This window comes from Chryseobacterium vietnamense (assembly GCF_031454475.1).
GTDB classification, from domain to species: Bacteria; Bacteroidota; Bacteroidia; order Flavobacteriales; family Weeksellaceae; genus Chryseobacterium; species Chryseobacterium vietnamense.
This window is the reverse complement of sequence record NZ_JAVDQX010000001.1, coordinates 519,055-536,399: the sequence shown is the minus strand read 5'-3', so window position 1 is coordinate 536,399 and position 17,345 is coordinate 519,055. Positions and strand designations below refer to the sequence as shown.

The 17,345-nt window shown below is 37.7% G+C and carries 16 protein-coding genes; 9 read left to right on the top strand and 7 right to left on the bottom strand.

Annotated elements, in window-relative coordinates; translation table 11 throughout:
• Window positions 1-80: 80 nt before the first annotated feature.
• The 7 genes from J2786_RS02350 to J2786_RS02320 all read right to left on the bottom strand — a co-directional run bounded on the left by J2786_RS02350 (window position 81) and on the right by J2786_RS02320 (window position 7,240).
• Window positions 81-1,163, bottom strand: coding sequence for a M20 family metallo-hydrolase (locus J2786_RS02350; protein ID WP_047431864.1), 1,083 nt, complete (start codon window positions 1,161-1,163; stop codon window positions 81-83).
• Complete coding sequence (gene argB, locus J2786_RS02345; RefSeq protein ID WP_047431867.1) at window positions 1,138-1,932, bottom strand: acetylglutamate kinase; 795 nt, start codon at window positions 1,930-1,932, stop codon at window positions 1,138-1,140. Before argB ends, J2786_RS02350 begins: the two co-directional genes overlap by 26 nt.
• Window positions 1,933-1,987: 55 nt before the next feature.
• Window positions 1,988-2,950 (bottom strand): N-acetylornithine carbamoyltransferase, encoded by a 963-nt coding sequence (locus tag J2786_RS02340; RefSeq protein ID WP_047431869.1) that lies wholly within the window; start codon window positions 2,948-2,950, stop codon window positions 1,988-1,990.
• A 35-nt stretch (window positions 2,951-2,985) separates the two neighbouring features.
• Window positions 2,986-4,125 (bottom strand): aspartate aminotransferase family protein, encoded by a 1,140-nt coding sequence (locus J2786_RS02335; protein WP_047431873.1) that lies wholly within the window; start codon window positions 4,123-4,125, stop codon window positions 2,986-2,988.
• A 263-nt stretch (window positions 4,126-4,388) separates the two neighbouring features.
• The gene (gene argC / locus J2786_RS02330) at window positions 4,389-5,354 is read right to left on the bottom strand and encodes an N-acetyl-gamma-glutamyl-phosphate reductase (protein WP_047431876.1); all 966 of its coding nucleotides are present in this window, start codon (window positions 5,352-5,354) and stop codon (window positions 4,389-4,391) included.
• Window positions 5,355-5,406: 52 nt separating this feature from the next.
• Entirely contained in the window at window positions 5,407-6,603 is a 1,197-nt protein-coding gene (locus J2786_RS02325; RefSeq protein WP_047431879.1) for an argininosuccinate synthase, read from the bottom strand.
• Complete coding sequence (locus J2786_RS02320; RefSeq protein WP_047431882.1) at window positions 6,575-7,240, bottom strand: GNAT family N-acetyltransferase; 666 nt, start codon at window positions 7,238-7,240, stop codon at window positions 6,575-6,577. Before J2786_RS02320 ends, J2786_RS02325 begins: the two co-directional genes overlap by 29 nt.
• Before the next feature lie 160 nt (window positions 7,241-7,400).
• On the opposite strand from J2786_RS02320, the gene J2786_RS02315 reads away from it, so the two are divergent.
• The 9 genes from J2786_RS02315 (at window position 7,401) to J2786_RS02275 (ending at window position 17,318) form a co-directional block, all read left to right on the top strand.
• A complete protein-coding gene (locus tag J2786_RS02315; RefSeq protein ID WP_047431884.1) occupies window positions 7,401-7,817 on the top strand; it encodes an IS1/IS1595 family N-terminal zinc-binding domain-containing protein in 417 nt (138 codons plus the stop codon).
• A 259-nt stretch (window positions 7,818-8,076) separates the two neighbouring features.
• Entirely contained in the window at window positions 8,077-9,456 is a 1,380-nt protein-coding gene (locus J2786_RS02310; protein ID WP_047431886.1) for a hypothetical protein, read from the top strand.
• 189 nt (window positions 9,457-9,645) lie between these two features.
• Window positions 9,646-11,226 carry an MFS transporter gene (locus J2786_RS02305; RefSeq protein ID WP_052186991.1) on the top strand — a complete coding sequence of 527 codons (1,581 nt, stop codon included), beginning with the start codon at window positions 9,646-9,648 and terminating at the stop codon, window positions 11,224-11,226.
• 43 nt (window positions 11,227-11,269) lie between these two features.
• Complete coding sequence (locus tag J2786_RS02300; RefSeq protein WP_034696261.1) at window positions 11,270-11,497, top strand: DUF6814 family protein; 228 nt, start codon at window positions 11,270-11,272, stop codon at window positions 11,495-11,497.
• 24 nt (window positions 11,498-11,521) lie between these two features.
• Window positions 11,522-12,025 (top strand): GNAT family N-acetyltransferase, encoded by a 504-nt coding sequence (locus J2786_RS02295; RefSeq protein WP_310023784.1) that lies wholly within the window; start codon window positions 11,522-11,524, stop codon window positions 12,023-12,025.
• Between the two features lie 2 nt (window positions 12,026-12,027).
• Window positions 12,028-12,222 carry a hypothetical protein gene (locus J2786_RS02290; RefSeq protein WP_047431889.1) on the top strand — a complete coding sequence of 65 codons (195 nt, stop codon included), beginning with the start codon at window positions 12,028-12,030 and terminating at the stop codon, window positions 12,220-12,222.
• A complete protein-coding gene (locus tag J2786_RS02285; protein WP_047431892.1) occupies window positions 12,215-14,917 on the top strand; it encodes an ATP-binding protein in 2,703 nt (900 codons plus the stop codon). Before J2786_RS02290 ends, J2786_RS02285 begins: the two co-directional genes overlap by 8 nt.
• Window positions 14,918-14,926: 9 nt before the next feature.
• Complete coding sequence (locus J2786_RS02280) at window positions 14,927-15,286, top strand: response regulator transcription factor (protein ID WP_047431895.1); 360 nt, start codon at window positions 14,927-14,929, stop codon at window positions 15,284-15,286.
• Window positions 15,287-15,431: 145 nt separating this feature from the next.
• Window positions 15,432-17,318, top strand: coding sequence for an AMP-binding protein (locus J2786_RS02275; protein ID WP_047431898.1), 1,887 nt, complete (start codon window positions 15,432-15,434; stop codon window positions 17,316-17,318).
• The last annotated feature ends 27 nt before the right edge of the window (window positions 17,319-17,345 follow it).

Below are 17,345 nucleotides of genomic sequence, written 5' to 3'. Positions count from 1 at the left end.
CCGGAAGTCTGAGGCTGGAGGCTGGAAGTGAAATTATAAACTATAATAACTTCCATCTTTCCGCTTCATTCTTCCATTATTTATAACACTTTTTCTAAAATACTGATGTAGATTTCTATTCCTTCTTCTATTTCTTGGATATAGATAAATTCATCTGCGGTGTGAGAGCGCCTACTGTCTCCAGGTCCTATCTTCACGGATGTACATGGGATAATCGCCTGATCTGAGGAAGTAGGTGAACCATAAGTGGTCCTTCCGATTTCAATACCTGCCTTTACAAACGGATGATCCATTTCGATCTTTGATGAATTCAGCCTGAATGATCTTGCCGTCAATGTAGATTCCATCTGAGACTGAATGATTTCAAATGCTTCCTGATTAGAATATTCATCTGTCACCCTTACATCCAGTGTGAAATTACAAGACTCCGGAACGACATTGTGCTGTACTCCTGCATGAATTCCTGATAAAGTCACTTTAACTTCCCCAAGATATTCTGAAACTTTTGAAAATTTAAAAGCTAAAATATTCTGCAGATCCTGCATGCATTTTATAATTGAGTTATCATCATTAGGATGAGCGGCATGAGAAGGAGTACCTTTCATTTCTCCATCAATCACAAGAAGTCCTTTTTCTGCAATCGCCAGATTCATCTGCGTGGGTTCTCCTACAATGGCGAGTTCTACGTTGGGTAGCTGCGGAAATAAGGCTTCGATTCCATCAAATCCTGAAATCTCCTCCTCTGCCGTCAAAGCAATAACTAAATTATATTTTAAATCTTCTTTATCATAAAAATGTAAAAAAACCTGTGCCATAGAAACCAGTGAAGCTCCTGCATCATTGCTTCCCAACCCGAACAGTTTGCCGTCTTTTTCAACAGGAACAAACGGATCAAGCGTATACGCTTTGTTAGGCTTTACGGTATCATGATGCGTATTCAGCAAAACGGAAGGTTTAAACACATCAAAATGTTTATTCACTGCCCAAATGTTGTTTTTAAAACGTTTCGTAGGAATCTGATGCTTTTTGAAAAAATTCTCAATTTCTACCGACGTATTAAACTCATCTTTGCTGAATGAAGGAATCTCAATCAAATTTTTAAGCAATCCGATCGCATTATTTAACAGCTCTTCTTTATTATAAACAGATTTCAGTTCCTGCATGATGATTTTCTATATGGTTTTTCAATTCTGTTTCTTTGATCAGAAACACTTTGTCTACATTATTTTTTATAGCTCCAAGAGCATTTTCAAGCTTGGGTAAAATCCCCTTGTGAAGTTTCCCTTCTTCTTTTAATACTTCAAATTCTTCTTCATTTACACTTTTGATCACAGATTCAGGATCGTTTACATCTTCCAAAACGCCTTCCTTATCAAAACAATACAACAGTTCAACTTCATATTTCTCCGAAAGGGCCTGTGCCATCACAGAAGCAATGGTATCTGCATTGGTATTGAATAGATTTCCTTTTCTATCGTGGGTAATTGCCGAAAACACAGGAACAAGATCCAGCTTGATTAATTTTGAAACCAGTTTCCTGTTTACACTTTTCTTGGTAATATCCCCCACAAATCCAAAATCAATTTCAGGATGTTCTCTTTTTTTAGCTTTAATTAAATTTCCGTCTGCCCCGGAAAATCCTATGGCATTGCACTTTTTCTGCTGCAGTTTTTCAACAATATTTTTATTGATTCCTCCTGCATATACCATGGTTACAATGTCCAATGTCTCTTTATCTGTAATCCTCCTTCCGTTGATCATTTTCTGTTCTATGCCAAGCTTATCAGCCAATGTGGTCGCTAATTTTCCTCCGCCATGAACAAGGATCTTCTTTTCCTGAATTTCAGAAAACTGTTCTAAGAATTGAACTAACAATTCCTCATCATCAATTAAAGCTCCTCCAATTTTTATGATGTATAACTTTTCTTTCATTGTAAACGTTTTGTGATCCTTTCTTTTTTATCCTTGTCAAGCCTTGACAAAAGGATTATTTCAGGGCTTTTAATTCATCTAAAATTTCACTGAACACCGCCTGCGCAGAGAAAATCCGGTTTTTAGCCTGCTGATAGATGATAGAATGATCTCCATCCATTACCTCATCACTCAACTCCACATTACGGCGAACCGGAAGACAGTGCATTACTTTTGCATCATTGGTATGGGCTAATTTTTCATTCGTCAGCATCCAATCTCCTTTCACTTCAGGCATTGCGGCATAATCATCAAAAGAAGACCAGTTTTTCACATAGATAAAATCTGCATCTTTCAAGGCTTCATCCTGATCATGGATTACTTTCACCTCTTTTGTAAAGTTTTTATCTAAATCATACCCTTCGGGATTGGCAATTACCAACTCTACATCCATTTCCTGCATCCATTCTGCAAAAGAGTTTCCAACAGCATGCGCAATAGGCTTGATGTGTGGCGCCCATGTCAACACTACTTTTGGTTTGTGGTCTTTTTTCCAGTTTTCCGTAATGGTAATACAGTCTGCAAGACTTTGTAGCGGGTGACGGGTAGCAGATTCCAGAGAAATAACAGGCACTTTTGCATGCTTTTCAAACTGGCTTAAGATACTTTCATTCACATCGTCTTCCTTGCTTTTCATTCCTGCAAAACAACGTACCGCGATGATATCACAATATTGGTTTAAAACTTCAATAGCATCTTTGATGTGTTCCACCGTATCTCCGTTCATTACTGCTCCATCTGCAAATTCAAGGTTCCAGGCTTCCTGTGCTGCATTTAATGTCAATACGTTTAAACCAAGGTTTTGTGCTGCAATCTGGCTGCTCAGACGGGTTCTCAGGCTTGAATTTAAAAATACAAGTCCTATTGTTTTTCCTTTTCCTTTTTCTGTTTCGGTAAGGGGGTTTGCTTTTATTTCTAAAGCCTTTTTTATGATTTCCTGTAAGTTTTCTACATCACTTACAGAGGTGAATTTTTTCATTTTGAATTAATTTAAAGATTCTGTTTTTAAATCGTTTAGATATTTCCCAATACTGCTTTCAAAGCATTGATGAAAAGATCTGTTTCCTCTTTTTTGATATTCAGTGCCGGAAGAATCCTTAAGACACTTTTATCATTAGAGTTTCCAGTGAAAATATGATGATCAAAAAGGAGTTCTTTCCTTACTTCTGAACAGTCCCTGTCGAGTTCTATTCCGATCATCAATCCTTTCCTTCGGATAGATTTAATATGTGGTAAATCTTTAATTTCATTTTCAATATATTCGCCCATTTTTTGAGCATTTTCGATAAGATTTTCATCTTTCATGACATCCAGCACAGCAATAGAAGCAGCACAAGCCAAATGATTTCCTCCGAATGTAGTTCCAAGCAAACCATTGCTTGCCTCGAATTTAGGATGGATCAAAACTCCGCCTACAGGAAACCCGTTCCCCATTCCTTTTGCTGTAGTAATAATATCTGCTTCAAGTCCAAACTCCTGATGAGCAAAGAAATATCCGCTTCTTCCGTATCCGGACTGCACTTCATCTAAAATAAGAACAGCATTGTATTTCTCGCACAGTTCTTTAATTTTAGATAAAAATTCCGGTGTAGGAATCATAATTCCGCCTACTCCCTGAATTCCCTCGATGATGACAGAAGAAATTTCATTTCCAAACTTCTCAAAGGTTTCTTCAAGCTGCTGTACATCGTTCCATTCTGATTTGATAAATCTTTCTGAAAAATTAACTGGAGCAACAATTTTAGGATTATCGGTTACCGAAACTGCCGCCGAAGTTCTTCCGTGGAATGAGCCAGAGAAATAAAGTACTTTGCTTTTTCCATTATGAAATGAAGCCAGCTTTAATGCATTTTCATTAGCTTCAGCTCCCGAATTACATAAAAAAAGATTATAATCTTCATATCCTGAAAGCTTTCCTAATTTCTCAGCTAATTCAGTCTGCAATTCGTTCTGAACGGAATTGGAATAAAAAGATATTTTTTCCAGCTGATCTTTCAGCTTATTCTGATAATGCGGATGATTATGGCCAATAGAAATTACAGCATGACCTCCGTAGAAATCAAGATATTGTTCGCCTTTGTCATCCCAAAGAAAAGATCCTTGAGCTTTAACCGGATTTATGTTGAATAATGGATATACGTTGAATAAATTCATTTTTTGTTTTTTTAAATTTTTCTTTTGTCTTGAAACAAAAGAAACAAAAGTTCAAGACCTGGAAACTTCCGCTAAAAATTAGTTCTATTCTCTAAAAATTCTAAAACTAGTGCGAAAACCAAATTGGCTCTTCGGTTCTGTATTTCCCTCGCACTTCAAACAGTAGAATTTTCTTAACGTTCATAGAATTAATTTTCTTAACGCTCCATTTTCCTAAGTCAGATTTACTTTTTGTTTAAAGTTCTCAATTAATTATTGTCGATTTAAAATGCTATCGGTTTCAGGTTTAATCCTGTATTTTCTTCCCAGTTCATGGCAAGATTCATATTTTGAACGGCCTGTCCCGAAGCACCTTTTAACAAATTGTCAATCGCTGAGTGAATAACGACAACATTTCCACTCTTTTCGATTTGAATCACACAGCGATTGGTATTGACAACCTGCTTTAAATCCACTGCCTTCCTACTTACCGTAACGAAAGGCTCCTCCGCATAAAAATCCTGATATAATTGTTCTATCTCCTCCAGCTCCAAATCCGTCTTCATCGTGGAACTTGTAAAAATTCCTCTTGCAAAATCTCCTCTCCATGGAACAAAATTCAGGGTTACTTCTTTATTATTGAATGCAATCAGCTGCTGTAAAATCTCATCCACATGCTGATGCGTTAGAGTTTTATAGGCTGAAACATTATCATTTCTCCAGGTAAAATGAGTCGTTGCCTGCAGAGATTGTCCGGCTCCTGTAGAACCTGTGATCCCTGTGGTAAAAACCTCATTCAACATTCCTTTTTCTGCCAATGGCAGCAAAGCCAATTGAATAGCTGTAGCAAAACATCCCGGGTTGGCAATACTTTTTGCTCCCATCAGTTGTTTTTTATTGATTTCAGGTAATCCGTAGATAAAATCCCTGTTCCCGAAATTTCCTTCTAAACGGAAATCGTTTCCAAGATCAATCACCAACGTTTCATCTTTAACAGGATTCTGAGTTAACCAGTTTTGACTTTCTTTATGTGGAAGACACAGAAAAATAATATCTACGTCTTCAGGTTTGTCCGTCAAAACCATTTCACAAACCGTCGTTAAATCCGGGTACAGATCCGAAATTCGTGTCCCCGAATTCGAACGACTATATAAAAAACTCAATGTCACATGAGGATGAAAAGCCAGTAAGCGTATCAGCTCACTTCCTGTATAACCGTTGGCACCAATGATTCCTACTGTTTTTTTCATTTTACTTCTGACAGCATTTTGTTCTGTCTTTCATTAAACCGTTCCTTCGGAACTAATTGATATTCTGGTTAATTTGGTGGTATATATTTAAGGAATTGCTTACAATTTTAGTATAGCCTTTCACATCATCTCCTGTCCATGCTCTGTTTGCCTCTCCATAACTTCCGAATTTATCGGACATAAGGTCATGAGCAGATTCAATTCCATTAAGAATAAATCTGTATGGATGAAGGGTTACAAACACTTTCCCGGTCACAGTTTTCTGAGAATCAGTCAGGAAAGATTCAATATTTCTCATCACCGGGTCTAAGAACAGTGCTTCATGAAGCCAGTTTCCATACCAGTCGGATAACTGAGACTTCATCATTTGCTGATATTTTGAAAGCGTATGTTTCTCTAATAAATGATGCGCTTTGATAATCACTGATGCTGCTGCCGCTTCAAATCCCACTCGTCCTTTAATCCCAACAATCGTATCACCTACATGGATATCACGGCCGATTCCGTACGCTGAAGCCAATTCTTCTATTTTTTGAATAGCATATACAGAATGTTCAAAGCTTTCTCCATTCACACCTATTACCTCTCCGTTTTTAAACTCAATTTCCAGTTCTGAAGGCTGAGTTTCTTTAATCTGAGACGGAAAAGCTTCTTCCGGTAGGTAATTTCTTGAAGTCAGTGTTTCTTTTCCTCCTACTGAAGTTCCCCAAAGTCCTTTATTCACAGAATATTGTGCTTTCTGGAATTCCATTTCGTAACCATGCTCCTTCAAAAATTCAATCTCTTCTTCGCGGGATAAAGCCATATCACGGATGGGCGTAATGATTTCAATATTCGGGCACATTACCTGGAAGATCAAATCAAAACGAACCTGATCATTTCCAGCTCCTGTACTTCCGTGAGCAATGGCATCTGCATTTACTTCAATAGCATATTTTGCAATTTCCTGTGCCTGAATAGTACGCTCTGCACTTACAGATAAAGGATAAGTATTGTTTTTCAACACATTCCCGAAAATCAGATACTTCACACATGAATTATAATAGTCTTCCTGAGCGTTTACGCACCTGTATTCTTTTACTCCAAGGTTTAAGGCTTTTTTCTCCAGTTCTTTTTCCTCTTCTTTTGAAAAACCTCCGGTATTTACAGTAACTGCATATACATCATACCCTAGTGTTTCACTAAGATATTTTGCACAGTAGGAAGTATCTAAACCTCCGCTAAACGCTAAGATGACTTTCTTTTTCATCTGGACTTTTTTTATTTTTATTAATGGTCACATGGAATTCATCAAAATGTTCCTGAATCATTCCATCATATTTATTTTCAGGTAGATTATTCACTACCTCCTCTTTTTTTTTATCGTTTTCAGGAACAAACAACATGGCTGTACACAGACAGTTTTTGCGTTCCTTCATCATTAAAATCTCATAGTTCACACAGTTCTTGCAGCCGTTCCAGAATTCCTCATCCTGGGTAAGTTCAGAATAGATCACTGGTTTATATCCCAGATCACTGTTGATTTTCATTACTGCCAAACCTGTTGTTAATCCAAATACTTTCGCATCCGGATATTTATCTCTAGATAACTGGAAAACCTTCTGCTTAATCTGAGTCGCTACACCCCCGTTCCTGAATTTCGGTGATACAATCAGCCCCGAATTGGCTACAAACTTCCCATGCGACCAGGTCTCTATATAACAGAAACCTACCCACTCACCGTTTTCAGTGGCTACCACAGCATTGCCCTCTGAAATCTTCTTACTCAAATATTCTATGGAACGTTTTGCGATCCCCGTTCCTCTACGCTGTGCAGAATCATACATTTCCTGCTGTATTTCACTCACATACATGAGATGTTCGCATGAGGAAATTTCTATTTCCATTTATTTATCTAATTTTTTTGGCAAATTTAAAATATATTTTCTTTTAAATCCAAATAAAAAAGATATTTTTTTTGTTTTAAAATTTTATACAGGTAAAATTATCTTTATAGAAAAATATACATTTGCTAATTTATTATATATTTGCTAAAATAATATAGTTATGGAAAATACCTGTCCTAAATGCAAGAGTATCAAAGTAGTAAAAAGTGGCATCATCAATGAAAAACAACGCTTTCACTGCAAAGACTGCAATTATTATTTTACCGTTAAAAAACTCGGAAAACAAATTGATGATTACTATGTAACCAAAGCTCTTCAGCTTTATCTGGAAGGGTTAAGTTACCGTGAAATTGAAAGAATTATCGGAGTTTCCCACGTTACCATAAGCTCATGGATCAAAAAATACAATATTACAAGACCTCCCCATTCTGAATTCCATCCTGTTTATAAGATATTGAAACAAAACGAATTGATTGATTACATTGCTCAGGAAGAAAACATTAAAAACTCAGGAATTATCATTACTCAGTTTGCTGATAAGTATATGCTGATCAAATGGGAAAGGTTTAAAAAATAGATACGAGTTACGGGATGCGGGGTGAGAGTTACGGGATACAACACATAGTAACATACTAAATACCAGCGATAAATGAATCCCAAGTCTTGAGTCTTGCACCTCGCAACATCTATCGCAAAACCCGAATCACGGAACTCGAAACCCATAACCTAGCAAATCATAACTATACCATTACCACTAATATATATTAAATTTTCATAAATAAATTATTAATTCCAATTTGGCATTCACAAAAAACAACGCCAAAAATTGATAATTTATGAAGAAATTACTTACATTCATTGGATTAGCTTTAATCAGCACTTCCTTATATTCACAAGGTTCTCCTGATTATGGCAATGGCTTAAAAATTAACCTCAACCCAAACGGTGATAAATTCGTCAGATTCATTTTATGGGACCAGTTTTGGGTAAGAAACACTTCAATGAACCCCGGAACGATGGTTGGAGGTGAACCTACTGACAATTCCTGGAGTCTGGGAAACAGAAGATTACGTGCTTTAACGTACGCCCAGATCTCTAAAAGATATATGATCTTACTCCATTTCGGAATTAACAACCAGACCTTCATCAATGGTGGCGCTTCAGGCACCTCGGGTACAGGAGGTTATGGAAACGGAAAGAAAACCCAGTTGTTTTTTCATGATGCATGGAACGAATATGCAGTTATTTTACCTGGAGAAGCAGGAAAATTCAGTTTAACTTTAGGAGCCGGGCTTCATTACTATATGGGGCTTTCCCGTATGACGATGGCTTCTACGCTTAATTTCCTTACATTAGATTCTCCTGTTTTTTCGTGGCCATTAATTGATAACTCAGACCAGTTTGCAAGACAGCTTGGAATGTTTGCTAAAGGAAAGTATGGAAAACTGGAATACCGATTCAGTTTAAATAAACCATTTGCTACAGATCTCGTTCCCGTGAATGTAACAGATCCTTCAAAAGCAGCAGCTGTTGACAACAACGGAAACCCTAGTTTTTCAAAAGCAGGATATGTTGAATATCAATTTCTTGACGAGGAATCCAACACCCTTCCTTTCAAAGTGGGATCTTACCTTGGAACAAAAAAAGTCTTTAATGTAGGTGCTGGGTTCTATCATCAGGCCGACGGAACAAGAACTTCTGTCAATTCCAACATTGAAAAGCATGATATCACCCTTTTTGCAGTAGATGCGTTTGCAGATATTCCTTTGGGTGAAGCAAAAAATAAGATGGCTGTTTCTGCCTATGCCGGATATTATAATTACAATTTCGGTCCTAATTACGTAAGAAATCTGGGAACCATGAATATTGGAGCATCTGATCCTAATTTCATTGGAAATAAAGCGATCGCGGGGCCTGGAAACCTGCAACCGACCATCGGAACAGGTAATATTATCTATGCACAGGCAGGTCTACTATTACCAAGCCAGGCAGAAAAACCCAAAATCAGAATACAGCCTTTTGCAGCTTATACGCACAAAAGTTTTGAGGCTTTTGATAAATCTTCCTCGCAGTTCGATGTAGGAGCTAATTGGTTCATAGACGGACATCATGCAAAAATAACAACACAATATTCAACAAGACCGGTTTACACGAGTCCTACGGAAAGTCCTTCTTCTAAAGGAGAATTTATTGTGCAATTTCAAATCTACCTTTAAAATCTGAACCATTAAGAACAGTAAAGAATCTAAGATAAGTTAAGCTCCATCAAAGATGGATAAAAAGAATACCGCTGAATAAAATAGCCTTAGATATAATCTTAGTTATTCTTACCCCCTTAAAAGTCCTTAATGGTTTAAAAAATTCAATGTAAAATTCTATTCCACTAACATCAAAAACTAATCAATATGAGCGAAAATCATCACGAAAGCTACGAAAATATGACCGACAGGCAGAAAAACCGCACCATCTGGAGTGTGATCACTGCTTCATCTCTCGGCACATTGATAGAATGGTACGACTTTTACATCTTTGGAAGTCTGGCCGTTGTTTTAGCGACCAAATTTTTCCCTGCGGATAATCCTACCGCAGCATTTTTATCTACGCTGGCTACTTTTGCTGCCGGATTTGTGGTAAGGCCATTCGGAGCGTTATTTTTTGGAAGACTGGGAGATATTATCGGAAGAAAATATACTTTCCTTGTTACGTTACTGATCATGGGGTTTTCTACTTTCCTGATCGGATGTATCCCAAGTTATGAAACTATAGGATTTATGGCACCCGTTTTAGTTTTAATTTTAAGATTACTTCAGGGACTCGCTCTTGGAGGTGAATACGGAGGTGCTGCCACTTATGTAGCAGAATATGCCCAGCCTCACCGAAGAGGTTACTGGACTTCCTGGATCCAGACCACTGCAACAGCCGGACTTTTCATTTCTCTGATCGTTATTTTGATCACAAAATCAACCCTTTCTGCAGAAGAGTTTGACACCTGGGGATGGAGAGTTCCTTTCTGGATCTCTATTCTGATGGTGGCCGTATCTTACATTATCAGAAAGAATATGAAAGAATCTCCTCTTTTTGCGAAGGCTAAAAGTGAAGGGAAAACTTCTAAAAACCCTTTGAAAGAGAGTTTCGGGAACAGATACAACTTCAAGTTTGTACTATTGGCTTTATTCGGAGCAGCAATGGGACAAGGTGTCATCTGGTATACAGGCCAGTTCTATGCAATGAGTTTCCTTCAAAAGGTAATGAATGTAGAATCTGCACAGGTAGACTCATTGATGGCGACTGCTTTGTTTTTAGGAACTCCATTCTTTGTATTCTTTGGGTGGCTTTCTGACAAAATTGGAAGAAAAGCAGTGATGATGACCGGAATGCTGGTTGCTATTTTAGCTTACAGACCCATTTATGACAGTATGTTCAAGAGTGTAAATCTTGATAGTAAAACGGTTGCCACCAATGGAATTACAGAAAAAAGAACTGCGAAAATCCACAATGATATCGCAACAGACAGTTTAGTTACTTTCCACAAGGAAACGCTTTATACGGACGGAACTTTAATTAAAAAAGACAGTGTAGTTCACTGGTCACCCTCAGGAGTTGTCATGAAGGACGGAAAAGCAGAAGAACCCAAAGTTTCTCAAAGCTTAAAACTGAGCGACGACACCAAATGGTATCTGGTCTTCCTTGTTTTCATCCAGGTGATCTTTGTAACCATGGTTTACGGACCTATCGCGGCTTTCCTTGTTGAGATGTTCCCGGTGAGAATCCGTTATACCTCAATGTCATTGCCTTATCATATCGGAAACGGGGTATTCGGCGGACTTCTTCCGGCAGTGGCAACCTATCTGGTAACGACAGGAAAAGAAGCAGGGCACACCACATGGTATCTGGAAGGACTCTGGTACCCGATTGGAGTTGCTGCCGTATGTTTAATCATCGGATTATTTTATCTTAAAAATAAGAACAACAATCTTCACGATTAAGCACTGAATCACTTAAATTTTTATTAATTTTAAAACTACTAAAATGAACGGACTAAAAAAAATATTAGGTATTCTCTGGATCGCAATAGCAGTAATTGTAGGCTATTTCGGAATTACAGTATTGGGGATCCCAAAAATTGCTTCAGGAAAACAGGAAGATCTGGTTTTTGGTATTATCATCCTTTTTGTACTGATGCCGATTATCTCAGGCGGAATGGCCATTTTCGGATATTATGCCTTAAAAGGAGAATATTCTGACGACAAAATTTAAAAACAATAAAAAAATAGATAATTGATGAATGTAATCGTTCATCAATTATCTTTTATCAATGATAAAAAAATGGATATCACAATTAAAGCAATTCCCCGTCCCTCTGAAGATAAAAGAGTTGTTGATCTGATCCACAGATTAAATACTTCTCTTATTACAATCTCCGGTGAGAGTGGAAGCAAAAGCGCCAACCTTGACGACTTTACCCAGGAGAAAGCTTTGTTTCTCATTGCTGTAAGTGATGAAAAAGCTATAGCCTGTGGAGGTTTTCGCCCTCTTTCGTCAGAAATATGTGAAATTAAACGCATGTTTTCCCTGGAAAAAAATAGGGGGCTGGGTGGAAAAATTCTCTCAGCATTAGAAATCGCTGCAAAACAATTTGATTATAAATACCTCTATCTGGAAACCCGTAAAAAAAATGACAGTGCCGTGAAGTTTTATCTGAAAAACGACTATAAGGTCATTGAAAATTACGGAATTTACATCGGACGTGAAGAAGCGATATGCTTCAGTAAGGAAATAAAATAGTTATGAAAAAGAGACACGAACAAAAACTTATCATACTGAGCGTAGGGCTTATGGTTGCTTTCAGCATTCCTATTTCACTGCTTTTCAACAGTGACAGGGAGGTTTTGGGCTATCCCATGATCCTGATATACCTGTTCGTGGTCTGGATGATCTCCATTATTATTTCTTTTATAATTGTAAAAAGACATGATGAGTAGTTTTGCATTATTCTTTGTAGTTCTGTTTTATCTTGCCCTTCTTTTCTTAGTTGCCCATCTGGCAGAGAAGAAAAGGAGCAAACTCTGGATCAACAACCCATACATGTACGCCTTGTCTCTTGCCGTATATTGTACTGCCTGGACTTACTATGGAAGTATTGGCGTGGCGGCAACAAGCGGATTAAACTATCTTCCTATTTACATTGGCCCTATTATGATTATTCCGGCCTGGATTTACATCAATACCCGGATTGTGAGAATTTCAAGAGTCAATAAAATAAGCAGTCTTGCCGATTTCATTTCACTGAGATACGGTAACAGCAGAAGTCTTAGTGCCATTATCACAGTAGTCTGTCTTCTGGCAATTGTACCTTATATCGGGCTGCAGATCAAAGCCATTTCTGAAACTTTTCATCTGGTCACTGAAACTCCAATGTCGAAAGACATTTTAACTGATAATGCTACCTTTGTAGTAGTTTTAATCGCCTTATTTTCTTCTTATTACGGAACACGATATGTGGATGCTTCTGAAAAACGTCTGGGAATTATCTCAGCAATTGCGCTGGAAAGCTTTTTAAAACTATTTTTCATCATCATTCTCGGGCTTTTTGTTATTTATTTTGCGTTTGACGGATTTTCGGATATTTATGAGAAAGCCAGCAAATTTGAAGATTTTAAAGAAAAAAATACATTTAATGGTATTGAAGGTGCTATGAACTGGATGGTCCTTTGTATGATTTCTGCTACAGCGATCTGCATTCTTCCCAGACAATTTCACACCGCAATTGTTGAGAACAGACAGGAAAAACACATCAGAACAGCCATCTGGTTTTTCCCGCTTTATCTTTTAATTTTCACTGTATTTATTTTCCCGATTGCCTGGGGAGGAAGATTGATTTTTGACGGACAGAAAGTAAATCCAGAGTTCTACTCTATCCTGATTCCACAGCATTTCGATAATACTTTGATTACAGTACTTGTCTTTCTTGGTGGATTGAGCTCATGTATTTCCATGATTATTATTTCTGCCATTACTCTATCCATCATGCTTTCCAACAACCTTATTATTCCGTACGGATTGCTGGGAAAATTAAAATCTGAAAACGAAGAGCAAAATACAAGAATCATTACCAATATCAGGAAGTTCAGCATTTTTGCTTTGATTATCATGGCTTTTGCCTTTTACAAATACTTTATTCTGAAAACCTCACTGGATTCTGTAGGATTAATATCCTTTGTTGTGATTGCGCAACTGGCACCTGCTTTTTTTGGGGCTTTATTCTGGCGAAGAGGAAGCTACAAAGGTGCTGTTACAGGGCTTTTAGCCGGATTAGCCATTTGTTATTTCGGACTGATTATTCCTCAGTATTATTTTTCTTACAATCAGGAATTTAAAGGAGTGCTCAGGGAAATGTATAATGCTTTTGATTTTTTCACCATTCCTTATCTGAGCAGGATTCCACAGATCTTTTTCTGGTCGATGCTTGTAAATACAAGTTTATTTACCATTGTTTCCGTAAGCTCTAAAGGAAATTACCGTGAAAGAAACTTTGCTGAGCTTTACGTAGACATCGATAAGTATATTCAGAATCACGAAAATGCTTTTATCTGGCGCGGAACAGCCTATATCTCGGATATCAAGAATATTCTGGAACGTTTTTTAGGCAAAAATAAAACAGAACAGGCCTTAAGAATTTTTAATTTAAAATATAGTATTGATTCCAACACGGAAACCGCCGACTCGAGATTTATCAAATTCTCAGAAAACCTTTTGGCTGGAAGAATTGGTACTGCTTCCGCAAAAATATTGATTGAAGGCGTGACCAAAGAAGATAAAATATCTTTAAAAGAGGTTTTAAATATTCTCGAAGAATCACAGGAAAATATCAGCTTAAATAAAAAGCTTACCGAACAGTCTGAAGAATTACAAAAACTCTCGGATGACCTGAGAACAGCCAATGAAAGCCTGATCATCAAAGACCGTCAAAAAGATGATTTCCTGGATTCTGTTGCCCACGAACTGAGAACTCCTATCACCGCCATCCGCTCTGCCGGAGAAATACTGGCTGATGACGACGATATTCCTTTTGACATCAAACAGGAGTTTTTAAATAACATCATCACAGAATCCGACAGATTAAGTGAAATCATCAATGATATTTTGTATCTGGACAAATTACAACATGGTGAAATCTCTTTACACATTCAGGAAAATAATATTCTTGAGACTTATAAAAAAGCCTTAAATCCGCTTCTTCACCTGATACAGCAGAAAAATATTCATTTAAGTGAAGTTAATCTCCTGAATCATTTTATATTTGAATATGATGAAGCGAGAATGATTCAGCTGTTTCAGAATATCTGGGGAAATGCCTTGAAATTCACAGAAGAACAGGGCACCATTCAGACCAAATTATTTGAAAAAGATGAGCAGTTGACCATCACTATTTTCAATACCGGAAAACATATTCCGGAAGAGGATCTGGAAATGATTTTTGATAAATTTTATCAGTCGAAAAATCAAAACATATTAAAGCCTACAGGAAGCGGACTGGGATTGGCCATTTCCAAAAAAATTGTACAGGCACACGGAGGAAGTATAAAAGCCGAAAACAGCGGACTGGGTGTAACTTTCACCATCAGCATTCCCGAAAAAACTAAAAAAGAGATTACAAATGAAGTTGAACACCATTAAAACCTTCTTATGAGAAAGATAATCATCGCGGATGACGAACACAAAATATTAATGTCGTTAGAATACAGCTTTAAGAAAAACGGATATGATGTCTATATTGCCCGTGACGGAACAGAAGTCCTTGAATTCTTAAAAACAATGGTCCCGGATGTGATTCTTCTCGATATTATGATGCCGAATCTTGACGGATACAGCACTTTGGACCTCATCAAACAGGATGAAAAACTGAAAGACACCAAAGTCATATTTCTCAGTGCTAAAAATAATCCAAGAGATATTGAAAAAGGACTGGAAATGGGAGCTGATGCCTATGTCACAAAACCCTACTCAATTAAGAAACTGATGCAGCAGATTGAGGAGATGTTTTAACGTGTAAATTAAACCATTAAGATTCATAAAGGAATAAAGAGTATTAAGAGATGGCTTCGCCACCGGCTCGCAATTATCCTCGTTATCCTTGTCAAGGTTTTAAACCTTGACAAGGATAAGCAAAAACAAACACAAGACTAATGATATGGATACTGATACATTATTTAAACAAAGCATAGAACATAAAGAAGACTTCTGGAAAAAACAGGCAGAAGAAATCAAATGGTTTGAATTTCCACAGCAAATTCTTTCCAATGATGAAAACGAATATCCACAGTGGTTTTCAGACGGCAAGCTCAATATGTGTTACTTATGCATCGACAAACACATTGAAGAGGGATTTGGGGATCAGATTGCCATCATTTACGATTCTCCTGTAACCCATCAGAAGAAAACCTACACTTTCACTCAGGCGAAAGAGGAAATTGCAAAACTGGCTGGGGGATTGGTTTCTCTGGGATTAAAAAAAGGAGATACGGCGGTTATTTATATGCCTATGGTTCCGCAGACGCTTTTTGCCATGCTGGCATGTGCGAGAATAGGGGTTATTCATAATGTGGTTTTCGGAGGTTTTGCTCCTCATGAGCTTGTCGTAAGAATTGATGACTGTAAGCCGAAAGTTTTAATCACTGCCACAGCTGGTGTGGAAATTACCAGGAGAATTCCTTATCTGCCACTGGTAGAAAAAGCAATTGAACTGGCCCAGGATAAAGTAGATCATATCATTGTATACAACAGAAAACTGGTCGATAATCAGGATGAGATGTTTGAAGGACTGATTGATTATGAAGAATTAGTAGAAAAATCAGTTCCCGCAGACTGCGTTTCTGTGGAATCTACCCATCCGCTTTATCTGCTTTACACTTCGGGAACTACAGGAAAACCTAAAGGCATCGTTCGTGATACCGGAGGGTATGCTACGGCATTACAATTCTCAATGACTTACGTTTATGGTGTTGAGCCGGGGGAAACGTATTGGGCCGCTTCAGATTTCGGATGGGCTGTAGGCCATAGTTTTTCAGTGTATGGACCGCTCATCAACAGAAATACGACTATTATTTTTGAAGGAAAACCCATTATGACTCCTGATGCTGGAACATTTTGGAGAATCATTTCAGAATATAAAGTTTCTGTGATGTTCACTGCACCTACTGCAATCCGGGCGATTAAAAAAGAAGATCCAAACGGAGAATTAGTGAAAAAATACGATTTAACCCATTTTAAAAAACAATTTCTGGCGGGCGAAAGGTGCGATGTTGCTACACTTGACTGGTTTGCAGAGCATATCGGTGTTCCGGCAATAGACCATTGGTGGCAGACAGAATCCGGCTGGCCAATGCTGGGATTACTGACTCATAACGACAACTATCAGATCAAAAGAGCCTCAGCTGGAAAACCTGTTCCGGGATATGATATTAAAATTTTTGATGAAACCGGATTTGAACTTAATCCTCACCATGAAGGCTATCTGGTGATTAAACTTCCTCTCCCACCCGGTGCCATGCTTGGAATTTGGAAAGATTATGCACGCTTTGAAAGCAGTTATCTGTCTCAGTACAAAGGGTATTATTTTTCCGGAGACGGTGCTATTCAGGATGAGGACGGCTATATTTTCATCACAGGAAGAGTGGATGACGTGATTAATGTAGCAGGACACAGACTTTCCACTTCTGAAATGGAAGAAATTGTTTCCTCACATCCCGATGTCGCGGAATGTGCAGTGGTAGGTATTGATGATGATTTAAGAGGACAGGTTCCTTTTGCCACCGTTGTTTTGAAAAACGGCTCCGTTATTTCTGAAGAAAATATTGAAAAAGATATTGTTCAGAGGGTTCGCAACAAAATCGGGGCTGTAGCTTTTTTAAAAAACGTAATGGTTGTCAAACGTTTACCCAAAACAAGATCAGGAAAGATTTTAAGAAAACTGATCCGAACGTTGCTTGATGGGAAAGATTTCCAGATTCCATCCACCATTGATGATGAAAAAATCATCGATGAAATTCAGGAAAAAATCAAGGAATACAAGGCTTAAGCCAGAAATTAAACATAAATTTAAATA